At 64.2% G+C, this 16,353-nt stretch carries 14 protein-coding genes and 2 pseudogenes; 7 read left to right on the top strand and 9 right to left on the bottom strand.

Translation table 11 applies throughout. From position 1 onward, the window contains the following. The first annotated feature begins 233 nt into the window (after positions 1-233). A complete protein-coding gene (locus tag NKJ91_RS19450; RefSeq protein ID WP_023674100.1) occupies positions 234-509 on the top strand; it encodes a hypothetical protein in 276 nt (91 codons plus the stop codon). A gap of 72 nt (positions 510-581) precedes the next feature. Here the strand turns inward: NKJ91_RS19450 and NKJ91_RS19445 are convergent, their stop codons facing one another. Together NKJ91_RS19445 and NKJ91_RS19440 are read right to left on the bottom strand one after the other, a co-directional pair. Beyond that, on the bottom strand, positions 582-1,334 hold the full coding sequence (locus NKJ91_RS19445) for a crotonase/enoyl-CoA hydratase family protein (RefSeq protein WP_352456868.1): 753 nt from the start codon (positions 1,332-1,334) through the stop codon (positions 582-584). Between the two features lie 53 nt (positions 1,335-1,387). Then, on the bottom strand, positions 1,388-3,151 hold the full coding sequence (locus NKJ91_RS19440; protein WP_352456867.1) for an acyl-CoA dehydrogenase family protein: 1,764 nt from the start codon (positions 3,149-3,151) through the stop codon (positions 1,388-1,390). 159 nt (positions 3,152-3,310) lie between these two features. On the opposite strand from NKJ91_RS19440, the gene NKJ91_RS19435 reads away from it, so the two are divergent. The 3 genes from NKJ91_RS19435 (at position 3,311) to NKJ91_RS19425 (ending at position 5,484) form a co-directional block, all read left to right on the top strand. Then, entirely contained in the window at positions 3,311-3,688 is a 378-nt protein-coding gene (locus NKJ91_RS19435; protein ID WP_352456866.1) for a type II toxin-antitoxin system TacA family antitoxin, read from the top strand. Next, positions 3,685-4,188 (top strand): GNAT family N-acetyltransferase, encoded by a 504-nt coding sequence (locus NKJ91_RS19430; RefSeq protein WP_352456865.1) that lies wholly within the window; start codon positions 3,685-3,687, stop codon positions 4,186-4,188. Before NKJ91_RS19435 ends, NKJ91_RS19430 begins: the two co-directional genes overlap by 4 nt. 138 nt (positions 4,189-4,326) lie before the next feature. After that, on the top strand, positions 4,327-5,484 hold the full coding sequence (locus tag NKJ91_RS19425) for a glycoside hydrolase family 25 protein (protein WP_502903611.1): 1,158 nt from the start codon (positions 4,327-4,329) through the stop codon (positions 5,482-5,484). A 21-nt stretch (positions 5,485-5,505) separates the two neighbouring features. On the opposite strand, the gene purD is transcribed toward NKJ91_RS19425, so the two are convergent. Continuing rightward, positions 5,506-6,783, bottom strand: coding sequence for a phosphoribosylamine--glycine ligase (gene purD / locus NKJ91_RS19420; protein WP_352456864.1), 1,278 nt, complete (start codon positions 6,781-6,783; stop codon positions 5,506-5,508). A 156-nt stretch (positions 6,784-6,939) separates the two neighbouring features. On the opposite strand from purD, the gene ubiA reads away from it, so the two are divergent. Continuing rightward, positions 6,940-7,923, top strand: coding sequence for a 4-hydroxybenzoate octaprenyltransferase (gene ubiA, locus NKJ91_RS19415; RefSeq protein ID WP_352456863.1), 984 nt, complete (start codon positions 6,940-6,942; stop codon positions 7,921-7,923). 190 nt (positions 7,924-8,113) lie between these two features. Here ubiA and NKJ91_RS19410 read toward each other — a convergent pair whose 3' ends face one another. The 3 genes from NKJ91_RS19410 to NKJ91_RS19400 all read right to left on the bottom strand — a co-directional run bounded on the left by NKJ91_RS19410 (position 8,114) and on the right by NKJ91_RS19400 (position 11,296). After that, a complete protein-coding gene (locus NKJ91_RS19410) occupies positions 8,114-8,680 on the bottom strand; it encodes a DUF6101 family protein (RefSeq protein ID WP_352456862.1) in 567 nt (188 codons plus the stop codon). 186 nt (positions 8,681-8,866) lie between these two features. Continuing rightward, complete coding sequence (locus NKJ91_RS19405; protein WP_352456861.1) at positions 8,867-10,297, bottom strand: FAD-binding oxidoreductase; 1,431 nt, start codon at positions 10,295-10,297, stop codon at positions 8,867-8,869. A gap of 18 nt (positions 10,298-10,315) precedes the next feature. Next, positions 10,316-11,296 carry an L-threonylcarbamoyladenylate synthase gene (locus NKJ91_RS19400; RefSeq protein ID WP_352456860.1) on the bottom strand — a complete coding sequence of 327 codons (981 nt, stop codon included), beginning with the start codon at positions 11,294-11,296 and terminating at the stop codon, positions 10,316-10,318. A 159-nt stretch (positions 11,297-11,455) separates the two neighbouring features. Between NKJ91_RS19400 and NKJ91_RS19395 the strand changes: the two genes are divergently transcribed. Then, complete coding sequence (locus NKJ91_RS19395; RefSeq protein ID WP_352456859.1) at positions 11,456-11,887, top strand: hypothetical protein; 432 nt, start codon at positions 11,456-11,458, stop codon at positions 11,885-11,887. A 29-nt stretch (positions 11,888-11,916) separates the two neighbouring features. Here NKJ91_RS19395 and NKJ91_RS19390 read toward each other — a convergent pair whose 3' ends face one another. After that, positions 11,917-14,673, bottom strand: a complete 2,757-nt coding sequence (locus tag NKJ91_RS19390) for a glycine--tRNA ligase subunit beta (RefSeq protein ID WP_352456858.1) — start codon at positions 14,671-14,673, stop codon at positions 11,917-11,919. Between the two features lie 277 nt (positions 14,674-14,950). Between NKJ91_RS19390 and NKJ91_RS19385 the strand changes: the two genes are divergently transcribed. After that, positions 14,951-15,124, top strand: a complete 174-nt coding sequence (locus tag NKJ91_RS19385; protein WP_352456857.1) for a hypothetical protein — start codon at positions 14,951-14,953, stop codon at positions 15,122-15,124. Here the strand turns inward: NKJ91_RS19385 and NKJ91_RS19380 are convergent. After that, positions 15,121-15,303: pseudogene (locus tag NKJ91_RS19380) on the bottom strand (glycine--tRNA ligase subunit alpha); the annotation flags it as partial. The gene NKJ91_RS19385 and the pseudogene NKJ91_RS19380 sit on opposite strands and share 4 nt — an antisense overlap. Positions 15,304-15,450: 147 nt before the next feature. Beyond that, positions 15,451-16,164, bottom strand: a pseudogene (locus NKJ91_RS19375) (glycine--tRNA ligase subunit alpha); the annotation flags it as partial. Positions 16,165-16,353: the final 189 nt, after the last annotated feature.

Genomic DNA, 16,353 nt, shown 5'->3' with positions numbered 1-16,353 from the left:
CCCCACAAGGGGGGAGATCGGCAGCTTCCGCACCGGCGCCCATTTTTTTCAGCCCTTCTTCCTGGTCATGAAGGCGGCCAAGGCCGGGCCGCTTCTGCCGGATTGCCAATTCCCACTATCACGATCTCGTGTGCGTGAAACGTTCCAGCTTGCGTGGACGAACCAGGGAAGGGCTCAACGCGCCGCTGGCGCAAATTCAGGAGGAAGCAATGCATTCACTCAGGTTGGTCACGATGGCCGGTCTTGCCTGCCTTTTCGCTTCGCAAGCCTTTGCGGAGGACGCGATGGGGACAATGACGGTGATGAAGGGTGGGGAGGTCATGGCGATCATGCCCGATGGGCATATGGGCACCATGATGCCCGACGCGAAGATGAGCGCCGAAATGATGAAAATGGCGAAACCAATCAAGCATTGCATGATGTTGATGACCGACGCCAAAGGCAAGACATTCATGATCGACACGTCTTCGGCAAAGGCCCAGGCCGAATGTAAAAAAATGGCGATGTGACAAAGAGATCAAGGCAAGAAAACCCGCCGGTTGCTGCCGGCGGGTCCACGATGCGAGACAAGGCCAGAAGGTCTAGGCCTTCTTCCTGGTCATGAAGGCCGTCAAGGCTGCGCGGGCCTCGTCGGATTTGAGCCGCTCGCGGAAATGCTGGCTTTCCTGGCCGATGCGCTCGACAAGGGCGTCGCGCGAGCCGCGCATCAGGTCGCGCGCGATCTTCAGCGCTTGCGGCGGCTTGGCGGCGATCTGGCCCGCCGCCGCCAATACCGATGCTTCGAGTTCCCTCTCCTCGACCACCTCGTAGATCAGCCCGGCGGCCTTCGCCCTCTCGGCCGAAAAGCCCTCGCCGAGGCCAAGCAGCGCGAAGGAGCCTTGGCGGCCGAGGATCTGCGGCGCGAGCAGGCTCGAACCGGCCTCCGGCACAAGGCCGAGATCGACGAAGGGCGTCCGGAATATTGTGCGCGGCGTGGCGAAGGTCAGGTCGCAATGCAGGTTGAGCGTGGTGCCGATACCGACCGCAATGCCGTCGACGCCGGAAACCATCGGCTTCTCCGCTTTGGCCAGCGCCATCAGGAAATCCCAGACTTCGGTACCGCTTTCGCCGCCCGAGGCGACGACCATGAAATCGGCAAGGTCGTTACCGGACGAGAAGGCACCGGGCACGCCGAGAAAGACATGGACGCGGATCGCCGGATCGGCGTCGCCGCCGGCAAGAGCCGCCGACATCGTCGCGTACATGGCGCGGGTCAGGGCGTTCTTCTTGTCCGGACGGTTGATGCGGATGATCTGGATGGCACCCTGGCGTTCGACGAGGATGTGGTCTGTCACGGATTGGTCCTTTGTGAATTTCGGGCCTTGGTGAATTTCGGGCGTTGCGAACGTCAGGCTGAAATCAGCGCCTTGCCGGCAACGGCAAGGCTGTCGGCGCCGCCGATGACGCGCTCCTTCAGCGCGCCCACTTCGCCAAGCAGGTTCTCGGCGAAGAACCGGCAAAGCGCGATGCGGTTTTGGTCGGCAAGCGCGCCGCGCGCCAGATAGGCGCCGCCCGCGGCAAGCGAGATCAGCCTGAGATAAGGTGTGGCGCCGGCCAGCGCCTCGTCCGAACGGCCTTCGGCCTGCAGGTCTTGCAGGAAACGGGTTGCCTGGGAGAGCTCGTCGAGCGCCTGGTCGAGGCGATCGGCGGTGCGGCCGAAGCCTTCAAGGTTCGACGCTCGCGCCGCATCGGCGACGGCCTTGAGTTCGGCGATGTAGCCATGCACATGCCGACCGCCGCCGAGCGGCAGCTTGCGCGTCACCAGATCGATCGCCTGGATGCCATTGGTGCCTTCGTAAATGGGCGCGATGCGCGCGTCGCGATAAAGTGCTGCGGCGCCTGTCTCCTCGATGAACCCCATGCCGCCATGCACCTGCAGCCCAAGCGAGGCGACCTCGACGCCGACATCGGTCGAAAAGGCCTTGGCCAGCGGCGTCAACAGATTGGCGCGCTCCTGCCAGTGCTTTGCATCTTCGTTCTGTGACGCGAGATCGATGGCGTGGGCGCAGGAATAGCAGATGGCACGGGCAATCTGGGTCAGCGCCTTCATGGTCAGAAGACTGCGCTGGATGTCGGGGTGATGCACGATCGGCGCCATGCCGGCACCGCGATAGCTCGCCGCTTTGCCTTGCCGGCGGTCGTTTGCATAGGCGAGCGCCTTCTGCGTCGCCGCCTCGGCGACCGCGACGCCCTGCATGCCGACGGCAAGGCGCGCATTGTTCATCATCGTGAACATGCAGGCGAGGCCCTTGTTCTCCTCGCCGACCAGCCAGCCGATCGCGCCGGGCCTGCTGCCTTCGAAGCCGTCGCCATAGATCATCGTGCAGGTCGGCGAAGCGTGGATGCCCAGTTTGTGCTCCAGCCCGGAGCAGAAGACGTCGTTGCGTGCGCCCAGCGCGCCATCGTCTCCGACGAGGAATTTCGGCACCAGGAACAAAGACAGGCCGCGCGTGCCGGCCGGCGCGTCCGGCAGCCGCGCCAGCACCAGATGGATGATGTTGTCGGTGAAATCGTGCTCGCCATAGGTGATGAATATCTTTTGCCCGAAGATGCGGTAGGTGCCGTCGCCGGCCGGTTCGGCGCGGGTTCGCAAGGCATTCAGGTCCGAGCCTGCCTGCGGCTCGGTCAGGTTCATGGTGCCCATCCATTCGCCGGAGACCAGTTTTTCCAGATATTTGACCTTGAGTGCCTTCGAGCCATGCTTGTCGAGTGCTTCGACCGCGGCCATGGTCAGCGTCGGGGCGATGCCGAACGCCATCGAGGCGGAGTTCCACATTTCGAGCGCGGCGACGCCGAGCATGGCCGGCAGCGCCTGGCCGCCATACGCTTCCGGCGCGGACAGCGCATTCCAGCCGCCGCCGATCCAGCGGCGATAAAGTTCCTTCCAGCCGGGCGGGGTAGTGACGGCAGCGCCGTTGAGCACCGCGCCGTGCTGGTCGCCGACCGTGTAGAGCGGCGCCACCTCCTCGCTGGCGAAGCGGCCGGCCTCGGCCAGAATGGCGTCGACAAGGTCCTCGCCGAGTTCGCCAAAATTGCCGGCATCGAGCGCCGGCTTCAAGCCGGCGACATGCTTCAGGGTGAAGGCGATCTCCTCGACCGGTGCCCGATACATGGCGTTCGCTCCTCCTCAGCCCGGCCCTCCCCAGTCTGGCCCTCCCCAGTCTGGCAGGTCTACTTAAGACCCGTGCCGATGCAAAATCATCTGCTTTCGGAGTTCCCTGTCCATCTTCTTTTTACGTAAACGTCAAACTTTGTCACGCGGATTTTGCAATTGCTGGCTCGTATGCAAAATTACTTAGAGCCGGACCTCGCACTTGATTTGTACGGTTATTTCCCGTACAAAGCATCAGGGATGACGATAATGCCAAACCAACAGACCCGCACCGCCCGTCTCGAAGCGCGTATTTCGCCGGATATGCTGGACGTGGTGAAACGTGCCGCCGAAATCCAGGGCCGCAGCGTCAGCGACTTCGTGGTCGCCGCCGCTCAAGAGGCGGCGCAGCGTACTATCGAGAACACCACCATCATGCGTATTTCCGTCGAGGATCAGCGCGCCATGATGGAGGCGATTCTCAATCCGCCCGAGCCCAATGAAGCACTGCGCAAAGCCGCCGACGCCCACAAACGGCTTGTCGTCGAATCCCGGTGAATTTCACCGTCGTCATCGAACCGCTCGGCGGATCGCATAATCGCAAGGCGTTCAGCTGCGGGGTGTCGGCGCTCGACCGCTATATCCGGGAGCAAGCCAGCCAGGATGTCAAACGCCGAGTCGGCAACTGCTTCGTTGCCGTGGATCGCGATGTCGGCGCGATCGCCGGATATTACACTTTGGCGGCGGCGAGCATACCGATCGCGTCCTTGCCTGACGAACAGACAAAACATCTGCCACGCTACCCGGTTCTGCCCGCGATATTGGTCGGCAGGCTGGCCGTCGATGCCGGATACCAGCGGCGGCGGGTCGGGTCGGCGCTGATCGTGGATGCGCTGCGACGCAGCGTTAGCGCTGCCCCAGCAGCCTTCGCGTTGATTGTCGATGCCAAGGATGACCAGGCGGTCGCGTATTATCGCAAGCATGGCTTCACCCCATTTCAGAGCCGCCCGCTATCACTGTTCCTGCCCATAGCAACAGCGTTGAAGCTATTTGACTGACAATCGCAACCATCGCTTTGCTCTTGAGGAGCACCAGGGGTCACGTCGCCAGCGCACCAACTCGCCCACTCGGCACCCGAAGCATTTCCTTAACCATGGCGGTTCAGGATTTGGCTTTGGCCAGCAAGGATCTGCTGTTTGAAAACGCCGGCGCGCCCCCTTGTCCGCTCAGCGCTTCTCCTTGTCGCGGCCGCGATGACCCTGGCGCTGACGCCGGCAAAGGCCTCGGATTTCTCCGAACCTTGGAAGGATGCCGACCGGGCGCTGGTCGTCGACGCCTACGAATACAATTCCATCGACTGGACCCGGCTAGCCGCCGACAAGCGTCTTGTCGGCTTCATCAACAAGGCATCCGACGGAATGCCGCCACCCTATTTCTGTTTCGGCGACGAGACCGAGACGCGGCTGTGCAAGACGCTTTGGAAGCGCCATGCGATGGCACAGGAACTGTTCCAGACGCGCAAGGTGGTGGCCAAGGCGCTGGGCCTGAAATGGGGTGCCTATCATCTCGCCCGCCCCGGCAACCCGGTCGGCCAGGCCAATCATTTCATCGAGTTCGCCGAACCCGGGCCGGATGACCTGCTTGCCCTCGACATCGAGGACGATGATCCCACCCAATGGATGTCGCTCGAGGATGCCGAGGAATTCGTGCGCCATGTGCATCGTCGGGTTGGCCGCTTTCCAGTGCTCTACACCAACGGCACGACAGCCAGGCATATCGCCGACAACAAGTATAAATACCCGCTCCTGTCCCGGCTGCCGCTGTGGTATGCGCGCTACAAGCCAGACATCGGCGTGCATTTTCCGATGGGCAACTGGCAGGGTTATGCGCTCTGGCAGTTTTCGGCGCGAGCAAACTGCGGCCGGTTCCGCTGCCCTTACAGGGTCGCGGGCACACCCAACGATATCGACGTCAGCGTCGCGCCGATGAACGCCACGGAATTGCGCGCGCAGTGGCCGTTCGGCGGCCTGATCGACGTGCAGCCGGATTATCTCACCTCGATACCGGTGCCGCTCTCACGCGAGGCGGGGCTCGCCGGCGGCACCATCACTTACGCCAGCGTGACGCCAGCAAGCTTCGAGGAGATGGTCGCGGTATTCAGGGCGCGCCTGGCCAGGTTCAGCAGCGGCTTTCAAATGCCTGCGGCGAAAGCGGCGCCGGGCCTTCCGCGCGGGATTGCCGAATATGTCGCCTGGACGCGAAACGAAAAGCGTGCGGCATCGGTGCCAGGATTTGTCTCCACCGCCGATGCGGTCAGCAGCGTCTCGACCGAATTCGACCACGGCTTGCGCTGAGGCCGAAGGCCGCCCGAAGCATCAGTTCGCCTGCTCGCGCGCCACCGCCAGCCAGCCAATGTCGCGGCGGCAAAAGCCTTGCGGCCAGTCGATCCGGTCGAGCGCGGCGTAGGCCTTCTTCTGCGCCTCGCCGACGGTGCTGCCGGTCGCCGTGACGTTGAGCACGCGGCCGCCATTGGCGACGAGTGCGCCGCCGTTGATGGCGGTGCCGGCGTGAAAGATCTCGACGCCATCGCCTGCCGCCGCCTCGACACCGCGAATGACCGAGCCCTTTTCCGGCGTGCCGGGATAACCCCTGGCCGCCATCACCACGGTGAGCGCCGCCTCGTCGCGCCAGCGCACCGAAGTATGCGCCAGCTGCCCGTCCGCGGCTGCGTTGAGCAGGACGAGCAGATCGTCCTTCAGCCGCATCATCAGCACCTGGCATTCCGGGTCGCCGAAACGGGTGTTGTATTCGATCAGCTTCGGCCCCATGTCAGTGATCATCAGCCCGGCGAACAGCACGCCGGAAAACGGCGCGCCTGTTTCAGCCATGCCGCGCATGGTCGGCTCAACGATCTCGCGCATGGTGCGGTCGATCATCTCCGGCGTCATCACCGGGGCCGGCGAATAGGCGCCCATGCCGCCGGTGTTCGGGCCGGTGTCGCCCTCGCCGACGCGCTTGTGATCCTGCGCGGTGCCGAAGGGCAGCGCGGTGGTGCCGTCGCAAAGGCAGAAGAAGCTTGCCTCTTCGCCGCTGAGAAACTCCTCGACCACCACTTCGGCACCGGCCTGGCCGAAGGAGCCCTCAAAACAAGCGTCGAGCGCGGCCAGCGCCTCGTCAAGCGTCATGGCGACGGTGACGCCCTTGCCGGCAGCGAGGCCGTCGGCCTTGATGACGATCGGCGCACCCATTTTCTCGACATGCGCCTTGGCCGAAGCCAGATCGCCGAAGCGGCCATAGGCGGCCGTCGGAATGTCGTATCTGGCGCAGAGATCCTTGGTAAAACCTTTCGAGCCTTCCAGCCATGCCGCTGCCTTTGACGGGCCGAAGACGCGGATGCCTTGGGCGCGCAGGTCGTCGGCGATGCCGGCGACCAGCGGCCCTTCCGGCCCGATCACCACGAGGTCTATTTCATTCTCGCGGCAAAACCGGACCACCGCTGCGTGATCGGCAGTATCGAGCCTCACCAGTTCGGCTTCGTGGCCGATGCCCGGATTGCCGGGCGCCGCGTAGAGTTTGGTCAGCAGCGGCGACGCCGCGATCTTCCAGGCCAGCGCATGCTCTCGTCCGCCGGAGCCGATCAGCAAAACACGCATGTCCAGATTCCTCGTCATTCCAAGACCAGGACTGCGCTATTGCGCCGCGCGCGACGGGTCAAGACATTTGGCTGCCGAAGCGCCGATTGCGCGTGGCGAGCGTGCGGGGGCTGCTTGACGCTTGACGGCATTCGCCTCTGCTGCCACTCCAGCAAAATGGAAACCGTCCAGTCGAAAGCGGCCCAGGGCCGCGTCGCCGATGCGCCGAGCGGCCACTGGGTCTATCGCGTGCTGCCGCGGGGGTTGTGGCCCTATGCGCAGCTTGCCCGGTGGGACCGGCCGATCGGCTGGCAATTGCTGCTGTGGCCATGCTGGTGGTCGGCTGCCCTTGCCGCGAGCGCCTATCCGCGTCCGGCGGATCCGCTGCTCTCGCTGCTGCCGTCGCCGTGGTACCTGCTGCTGTTTTTTCTTGGCGCGTTCGCCATGCGCGGTGCCGGCTGCACCTACAATGACCTGGTCGACGAGGACATCGACAACCAGGTGGAACGCACGCGCTCGCGGCCGCTGCCGGCCGGCAAGGTCACGCGCCGGCAGGCCTGGATGTTTGTTGTCGTGCAGGCACTGGGCGGCCTTGCCGTGCTTTTGCAGTTCAACAGCTTCGCCATCTCGCTCGGCATCGGCTCGCTGGGCATCGTCGCCGTCTACCCATTCATGAAGCGGTACACCAATTGGCCGCAACTCGTTCTCGGCCTTGCCTTTTCCTGGGGAGCGGTCATGGGATGGGCGGTCGAGTTCGGCGATCTCGATGGGCCGGCAATCATGCTCTATATCGGCTCGATCCTGTGGGTGATCGGCTACGACACGATCTATGCGCATCAGGACAAGGAAGACGACGCCATCGTCGGTGTGCGCTCGACGGCGCGCCTGTTCGGCGACAACACCAAAGCCTGGCTGGCCGGACTTTATGGCGGAGCGCTGGTCTGCTTCGCCATTGCTTTCGCCTCGGCACAGGCACCGGTGCCTGCACTCGCCGGGCTGATCGCCGCCGGCGCCCATATGGCACGGCAGATCGCCGTGCTCGACATCGACGATCCGGACCAGTGCCTGAGGCTGTTCAGATCGAACAACCAGGTCGGCTGGCTGATCTTCCTCGGCCTGATCGGCGGCGCGGCCTGGGTGGCGCTGAAGCCGCTGGTTTAGCGGCCTGTTCCCTTCTCCCCTTGTGGGAGAAGGTGGATTGGCGCGTAGCGCCAAGACGGTTGAGGGGGTGTTGGAAGAAACGAGACGTTGGTGTTCCTGGAACACCCCTCATCCGACCGAGCTTTGCTCGGCCACCTTCTCCCACAAGGGGAGAAGGAAAGAAGGGCGGCGCAAGCCCGCCAAGCCCATGCTATTCCCGCGAAATGAGCTCCTCGCCGCCGATGACCAGCCTGAGGCCGAGATCGCCGGCGCGGCGGCGGGCGAGGAAGCGCGGGCGGCGCATAGTCGAGACGCGACCCTTGCGGCGCTCCTGCGCCGGCAGCGCCTTGATAGCAGCGCCGAGCGATTCTTCGAGCGTGCGGGCAATGCCGTCGGCCTCGATCAGCAGCATCGGCAGGCGGTAGGCATCGGCCCAGGCGCGCCAGTCGGCGGCGACATCGTCGAGATCGTCGGCCACCAGCAGCGGCACCGACAGCATCGGGTCATTGTGCAGAAGCTCAAGCGTCACTGTGACATTGCCATCCGGATCCTCCATGGCGCGGGCGGCGACGCCGCGAAACGCGTTGGCGGGCAGAGCGATGATCGCCGGCACGCCGCTCATCTCCAGCGTGCGGCGGATAACCACGCCGCGCTGGTCGATGGTGAAGGTGACGTCGCCATAGTCGTCGCGCGTGGCGTAGCTCACCACCTGCGGCAGGCGGAATGGGTCGAGACGCATATTGCGGCCGGCCCAGACTGGCTTCAGTCCAGTGTTCATATCGTGCCTTTCCTGTTTCTCCTGAGAGCCGGTGTTTCCGGTTCTCCGGGCCGGTTTTCCCAGCCTCGTTTGTGGAGAAACATTAGCGCGAGCTTCTTATCCTCGCGCTTAAGAAAGTCGGTTAAATTTTGCTGATCCGAGGCAGATGGTTATCGGAATGCGAACCGGCGCAGGCCGGCGAAAGGATCAGATAACCTTACCCGGATTCATGATGCCGGCCGGGTCGAACGCGGCCTTCACCCTGCGCATCAGCTCGATCGCCATCGGCGGCGCCGTCGCGATCAATTCGTCCCGCTTCAACTGGCCGATGCCGTGCTCGGCCGAGATCGAGCCATGAAACGAGCGCACGACGTCGTGCACGGCCTTGTTCATGACGTGGTAAAGGCCGAGAAACGCCTCGTCATCGCCGTCGACCGGCCGGGAAATGTTGTAGTGCAGATTGCCGTCGCCCATGTGGCCGAAGCAGACGACGCGCGCGCCGGGACTGACCGATTGCACGGCGCCGGCGGCCTTTTCGATGAAGGGCGGGATTGACGCCACCGGCACCGAGATGTCGTGCTTGATCGAGGCACCTTCCGGCTTCTGCGCCTCGGGCAGCACCTCGCGGAAATTCCAGAACGCATCGCCCTGGGCCATGCTTGCCGCGATCACCGCATCGCCGACGATGCCTTGCTCGAGGCCTGCCTCCAGCACCTCCTCGATCAGGGCCCTGGCATCCTCGGCCGAACGGCCCGACGAGATCTGCATCAGCACATACCACGGCCAATCGCCGGCCAGCGGCCGCACCACGCCTTGCGCGTGGGCAAGCGTGAAGTCGTAGGGCCTCTGGCCGATCAGCTCGAAGGCGGTGAGCGCTGCCCCTGCACGGTCCATCGCGAGGCTGAACAGCGACAGTGCCGCCTCCGGCGATGACAGGCCGGCAAACGCCACCTCGCGCCCCTTGGGCTTGGGGAACAGCTTGAGCACGGCGGCGGTGATGATGCCGAGCGTACCCTCGGCGCCGACGAACAGGTTCTTCAAATCGTAGCCGGTATTGTCCTTTTTCAGCTTGCGCAGATCATCGAACACTTCACCGGTCGGCAGCACCACTTCGACGCCGAGGCAGAGCTCGCGCGCATTGCCGTAGGCAAGCACGCCGGTGCCGCCGGCGTTGGACGAGAGATTGCCGCCGATCTGGCAGGAGCCTTGCGCGGCAAGCGACAGCGGAAACAGCCGGTCGGCAGCATCGGCCGCTTCCTGCAGCGTCTGCAGGATGACGCCGGTTTCGACCGTGACCGTGTTGGACAGCGTATCAATTTCGCGGACGCGGTTCAGCCGCGACAGCGACAGCACGATCTCGCGGCCGGATGCGTCCGGCACCTGGGCGCCGACCAGCCCGGTGTTCCCGCTTTGCGGCACGATGGGCGTGCCGGTTTCGGTCGCCAGCCGCATGATGCTGCTGACCTCCTCGACGTTCCCCGGCCTCAGCACCAAAGCCGTCCTGCCGTGCCAAAGTCCGCGCCGCTCGGTGAGGTAAGGCGCGATGTCCTGCTGGTCGCGCAGCGCATATTTGTCGCCGACGATTGCCGCAAAGCGCGCGACGACGGCGGGGTCGAGATCGGGGGAAATGTCGTTCATGGGTGGAAACTATGGTGCTCAATCCATCTTGTCACGCGGGGCGATCTTGTCACGCGGGGCGGCGGCGCGCGAAAGCCGGTCATTGATCGCCTCGCCCAGCCCGTCGAACGGGATCGGCTCGACGGCGATGGTTTTGGCGCCACTGCGATCGAGATCCTGCAGATGGGCGAAGAGATTGCTTGCCGCCTCGCGCAGGTCGCCGGTCTCCGACAAGTTGCGCAGTGCGGCTGCATCGCGCCAGCCTTCGGCACGGCGGCGGCCGAAGGCCAGCAAGGCTTCGCCCGGTGCGACCTCCGCAGCATTGAGCCGCACCGCCGCACCCGGCGCATAGTGCGAGGCGAGCATGCCGGGCGCCTCGATGCCCGAAGCGCCGCGCAGCAACTTTGTCCCGGCCACTGCTTCGATCTCTTCGGCGGCAATGCCGCCCGGCCGCAGCAGCCGCAGCTTTCCAGCTTCGACCTTGACGATGGTCGATTCCAGCCCGACCGGCGTCGCGCCGCCGTCGACCACAAGCTTGATCCGGGGACCGAGATCGGCGGCCACGGCTTCGGCCGTCGTGGCGCTGATCCTGCCCGAGGAATTGGCGCTGGGCGCCGCCAGCGCGCGGCCGAACCTGGCGATCAGCTCGCCGCCAAAGCCTTTCGGCATGCGCAGCGCGATCGTTTCCAGGCCGGCGGTGACCAGCGGATGAATGCCGTTGCCGGGCCGTTGCGGCAGCACCAGCGTCAGCGGCCCCGGCCAGAATGCCTGCGCCAATCTTTCCGACAGCGGGTCGAACAGCGCGATGCGCTCGGCCATCGCCGGATCGGCTATATGGGCGATCAGCGGGTTGAAGCGAGGTCGGCCCTTGGCTTCGAAGATACGAGCCACGGCAACGCCATTGGTCGCGTCGCCGGCCAGCCCATAAACGGTCTCGGTCGGGATGGCGACGACATCGCCGCTCTCGAGCAGCGCCAACGCCCTTTCCATCGCCTCGCCGACGGCACGAATTTCAGTCACTGTCGTCACCTCACGGATGCGGGTGCCTAATACGCTGACGCCGGGCGAGCAAGCCCAGGCATTGGCGAATCGCAAATCGCTAAAATGCTATGTTTCCCCGCAAGCCGGCATCAACTGCCCTCGGCTAGGGTGCCGTCTTGTTGGGCAAGGGGAATTATCATGCTTTCGATGCGTATCCTTGGAGCGCTTGGTCTGGCGTTTATGGCCGGCACGGCACAGGCCTCGTCGCTGGTTTTTCTCGGGCAAACGACGGCGACGCCTTCGGTTGTAAGTGCCGGCGCGCTCGAACGGGCGAAAACACCGTCGATCGTCGCGCTCGGCGAAAAGTTGCCTGACGTCAATGAAAACGTCACCGATGAAAAGGTCGCGGCAATCCCGAGCCAGCCGAACCATGGCTTCACCGGAAGCCCGATGATCATTCGCGGCGGTATCGTCGGCGATGCCTTTGCAACGCCCGCGCCCAAAGCCGCGCCGGCCACCGCTGCCGCGCCCGCCGCGGACAGCAAAGCCGACCCAAAGGTCGCCAGCAAAACCCCTGAGCCGGCCGCGCCGCAGCCTGCGCCGCTAGCAGCTCCCGACCAGCCGAAATAGCGCCACAAGCGATGATTTTTTCCCGGACGTCAGCCGGCTATTTTGGAGAAATCCGCGACCCGGTCGGTCGCCGCGCGGATGCGGGCGAGCAACGCCAGGCGATTGGCGCGCACGGCCTGGTCCTCATCGTTTACCAGGACTTTCTCAAAGAATGAATCAACCGGCTCGCGCAACACGCTAAGCGCCAGCATGGCGGCGGAAAAGTCTTCGTTTTGAATTGCTTCGCCGGCTTGCCTCTCGGCCTGATTGACCGCGGCGTACAAGGCTTTCTCCGCGTCCTCCCGGAACAGAGCCGGCTCAACATAGTCGGCGATCGTCGTTTTCTTCTTCTCTTCGGCAGCCACGATGTTGGCAGCGCGCTTGGCGCCGGCAAGCAGGTTCTTGCCGTCCTCGGTGTCGAGGAAGGAGCCGAGTGCTTCGACGCGGCGGACGATTTGGAGAAGATCGTCGTTCTGGCCGATCTCCCCCCTTGAGGGGGAGATGCCCGGCAGGGCAGAGGGGGGCGCGACAGAATGAGAGGCTGGCGGGACAGCGCCCCCCTCTGTCGGCTTCGCCGACATCTCCCCCTCTAGGGGGGAGATTGGGCGCGAACCCGCCGCGAGTACGGCGTCGATCAGGTCGTGCCGCGCGCCCTGATCGCGGAGATAGACTTTCAGGCGATCGTGGAAGAAGGCGAGGAGGTCGCGGGCGCGATCAATCTCCCAATCCTGAGGCGGTACATCGGCGTCGCTAAACATCAGTTGAGAGGCGCGTTCGGATAGGCTGGTCAGTTGGCTCAACAAGCCTTTTCCGGACAGTTCTTCCATTGCTCGCATGGGTGCAAGCCGAGCCTCGGCTTTGCCGGCCTCCTTTTGAAGCAGTTGCGCCATTAGATGACGCCCTGAACGGATAAACTGCATAGCAATCTGCAATCGGACCTCATTCTCGACCAAGATTCTGATCACTCCCAGCGCCGCTCTTCTCAACGCATAGGGGTCCTTCGATCCGGTCGGCTTTTCATCGATCGCCCAGAAGCCGACCAGCGTATCGAGCTTGTCTGAGAGCGCCACGGCGACCGATACCGGATCGGTCGGCACGCGATCGGACGGGCCCTGCGGCTTGTAGTGCTCCTCGATCGCGGCGGCGACCGAAGGATGCTCGCCCTGCAGCAGCGCGTATTTGCGGCCCATGGCGCCTTGCAGTTCCGGGAATTCGCCGACCACCTCGGTGGTGAGATCGGCCTTGGCGAGGACAGCAGCACGACGTGCGAGCGCGGTAATCTCCCCCCTCGAGGGGGAGATGTCGCCGAAGGCGACAGAGGGGGTCGGCACGTCCTGACGCGACGCCCTATCGCGGACAGAGGATGCCGGCGATTCACGCTCGGCGACCCCCTCTGGCCTGCCGGCCATCTCCCCCTCGAGGGGGGAGATTGAACTCGCCACGAGCGGCGCCAATTCCTCAGCCAATCGCTTGATCCGCTCCACACGCTCGCCCTGCGTGCCGAGCTTGGCATGAAACGTCACATTGAGATGGTCGAGGCGGGCCATGCGCTGGTCGAGCGGCTTTTTGAGATCAAGTCCGAACTTTTGCGCCGATGCCTGCAGCTGGTCGAGGTCCGGCAGGTCGCCCTGGTCGGTCTTCCAGAAATAGAGCGCGTCGGACAGGCGGGCACGCACCACCTTGCCATTGCCGTGGGCGATCTCCTTGCCGCCGTCCTTGGCCTCGATGTTGGCGGTCAGGATGAAGCGGTTGGAGAGCGGCGATTGGCTGATCTCCCCCCTTGAGGGGGAGATGGCCGGTAGGCCAGAGGGGGTCGGCACGACCTGACGCGACTCCCTATCGCGGACGGGGGATGCCGCCGATCCACGCGAGGCGACCCCCTCTGTCGCCTTCGGCGACATCTCCCCCTCGAGGGGGGAGATTTGGCGCGTCGTCACAAAACACTTCTGGTTGGCGCGGATGGTGAGCCGGATCACCTCGGCCGGAATGGCCAAGAAATCCTGTTCGAATTCGCCCATCAGCACGACAGGCCATTCGACCAGGCCCGACACTTCCTCCAGCAGCCCCTCGTCCTCGACAAGGTCGAGCCCGCTGGCGAAGGCGAGGTTCCTGGCATCGGCAAGAATGATCTCCTTGCGCCTGTCGGCATCGAGCACGACCTTGGCCGCCTCAAGCTTGGCTACATAATCGTCGAAGCGGCGCACCGTGATGGCGCCCGGCGCATGGAAACGGTGGCCGTAGGTGACATTGCCGGAGCGGATGCCGTCGATCTCGAAATCGACCACCACCGGCTCCTCGGTTTCTGGGCCGAAGGTGCACAGGATCGATTGCAATGGCCGCACCCAGCGCAGCGAGCCGGGCTTGGCCGAAGCCGGCCCCCAACGCATCGATTTCGGCCAGGGGAAGTTTCGGATGATGCCCGGCACCAGCTCGGCGATGATCTGCTCCGCCGGCCTGCCCGGCTTCGCAATATGGGCGACATAGAAGTCGCCCTTCTTCGGATCGGAATGAACATGCGCCTCGGCAATCGAGGCAAGGCCGGCCTTGCGCAGAAAACCTTGCACCGCCTGCTCGGGGGCCTTGGTCGAGGGCCCCTTGATCTCCTCGCTGATGTCCTTCGAGCGGGCGGTCAGGCCGCGGATGTCGAGCGCCAACCGGCGCGGCGTCCAATATTCGCGCGCCGCCTCATAGGTCAGCCCGGCGTCGACCAGACCGTCGGTCAACAGCTTTCGGAGGTCGCCGGCCGCCTTGCGCTGCATGCGAGCGGGGATTTCCTCGGAACGAAGTTCTAGAAGCAGGTCAGGCATTGAAAGAGCTCACGCGACAAGAAACAGCCGCCGCTTCGCGGCGTCCTCCCCCATCGAGGCGAAGGTAAGCGGGGCATAGCAACTCGGTCGGCTGCTGTCACCCTTCCCAGCAAGATCGGGCCAGCACGATCAAGGCGTCCAACGGCGATTTCCGAAAAAATTCAGCCGCCTGTCGGACACGCGCCGATCCGCCCGTCCTTGGATCAAAGATTTCCATGAACCGAACGCAGCGCTGAAGCGACCAACGCTCAGGCAGAGAGCTATTGGCTGAACGAGCATGAAAACGGCATCGACATTCCTGCAAATCCTTGCGCTCAGCGCCTGTTTTACAGCGCAGGTGCATGGCACGTTCTCGATGCCCGGCGTCAGGCAAGCGCTGCGGACAATAGCCGGTGCAAGCGGCCAAGGCACCTTGCCAGTCAGCGCCCCTGCCGAAATCGCCTGGAGCTAAGCCGCCATTCCGCCCGCCTGCGTCAGCAGAAACGCCTCGCCGCAGGCTTTGGCCAGATTGCGCACCCGCAAGATGTAACTCTGGCGCTCGGTGACCGAAATGACGCCGCGTGCGTCGAGCAGGTTGAAGACGTGGCTGGCCTTGATGCACTGGTCGTAGGCTGGGAAGACCATGCGGTGATATCCCTCCCCCTTGAGGGGAGAGTCGCCAGACAAGGTCTGGCCGGGAGGGGTCGCTGGTGCAGTGCTCGACGCCTGACCTGCGGTGCCTTCTGAGGCGACCCCCTCTGCCCGCTTCGCGGGCGTCTCCCCCTCAAGGGGGAAGATGGGCGCGCCGGCTTGTAGCAACGCCTTGCACTCGGCTTCGGCGTCTTCGAAATGGCGCAGCAACATCGCGGTGTTGGCAAATTCGAAATTATGGCGCGAATATTCCTGCTCGGCCTGCAGAAAGACGTCGCCATAGGTCACCTTGTCGGCGCCTTCACGACCGTTGAAGTTGAGGTCGTAGACGTTGTCGACGCCCTGCACATACATGGCCAGCCGTTCCAGCCCGTAAGTGAGCTCGCCCGCCACCGGCGCGCATTCGATGCCGCAGACCTGCTGGAAATAGGTGAACTGCGAGACCTCCATGCCGTCGCACCAGCACTCCCAGCCCAACCCCCAGGCGCCCAGTGTCGGGCTCTCCCAGTCGTCCTCGACGAAGCGGATGTCGTGCAGCAGTGGATCGATGCCGATCGCCGCCAGCGAGCCGAGGTATAGCTCCTGCAGATTGGGCGGATTGGGCTTCAGGATCACCTGGTACTGATAATAGTGCTGCAGCCGGTTCGGGTTCTCGCCATAGCGGCCGTCCTTGGGGCGGCGCGAGGGCTGGACATAGGCCGCGTTCCAGCGTTTTGGGCCGAGCGCGCGCAATGTCGTTGCCGGATGGAAGGTGCCGGCGCCGACTTCCATGTCGTAAGGCTGGAGGACGACGCAGCCATAGTCCGCCCAGTAATTATGCAAGGTCAGGATCAGCTCCTGGAACGAGCGGCTGGGGTGCATGTGGGCAGGGATATCAACGGTCACGGCGGCCTCCGGCGGGAAAGGCGGGATGCCGGCACGTCCTAGATGCCTGGCCAGCAAGCGTCAAGGCAGAGCGGAGTCAGGCCTTTGAAGGTGTTTCCTTCTCCCCTTGTGGGAGAAGGTGGCCGAGCGAAGCTCGGTCGGATGAGGAGTGTTCCAGCTTGGCAC

The organism is Mesorhizobium sp. M0040 (genome assembly GCF_040323505.1).
Taxonomy (GTDB): domain Bacteria; phylum Pseudomonadota; class Alphaproteobacteria; order Rhizobiales; family Rhizobiaceae; genus Mesorhizobium.
This window is presented reverse-complemented; position numbering and strand designations above follow the sequence as displayed.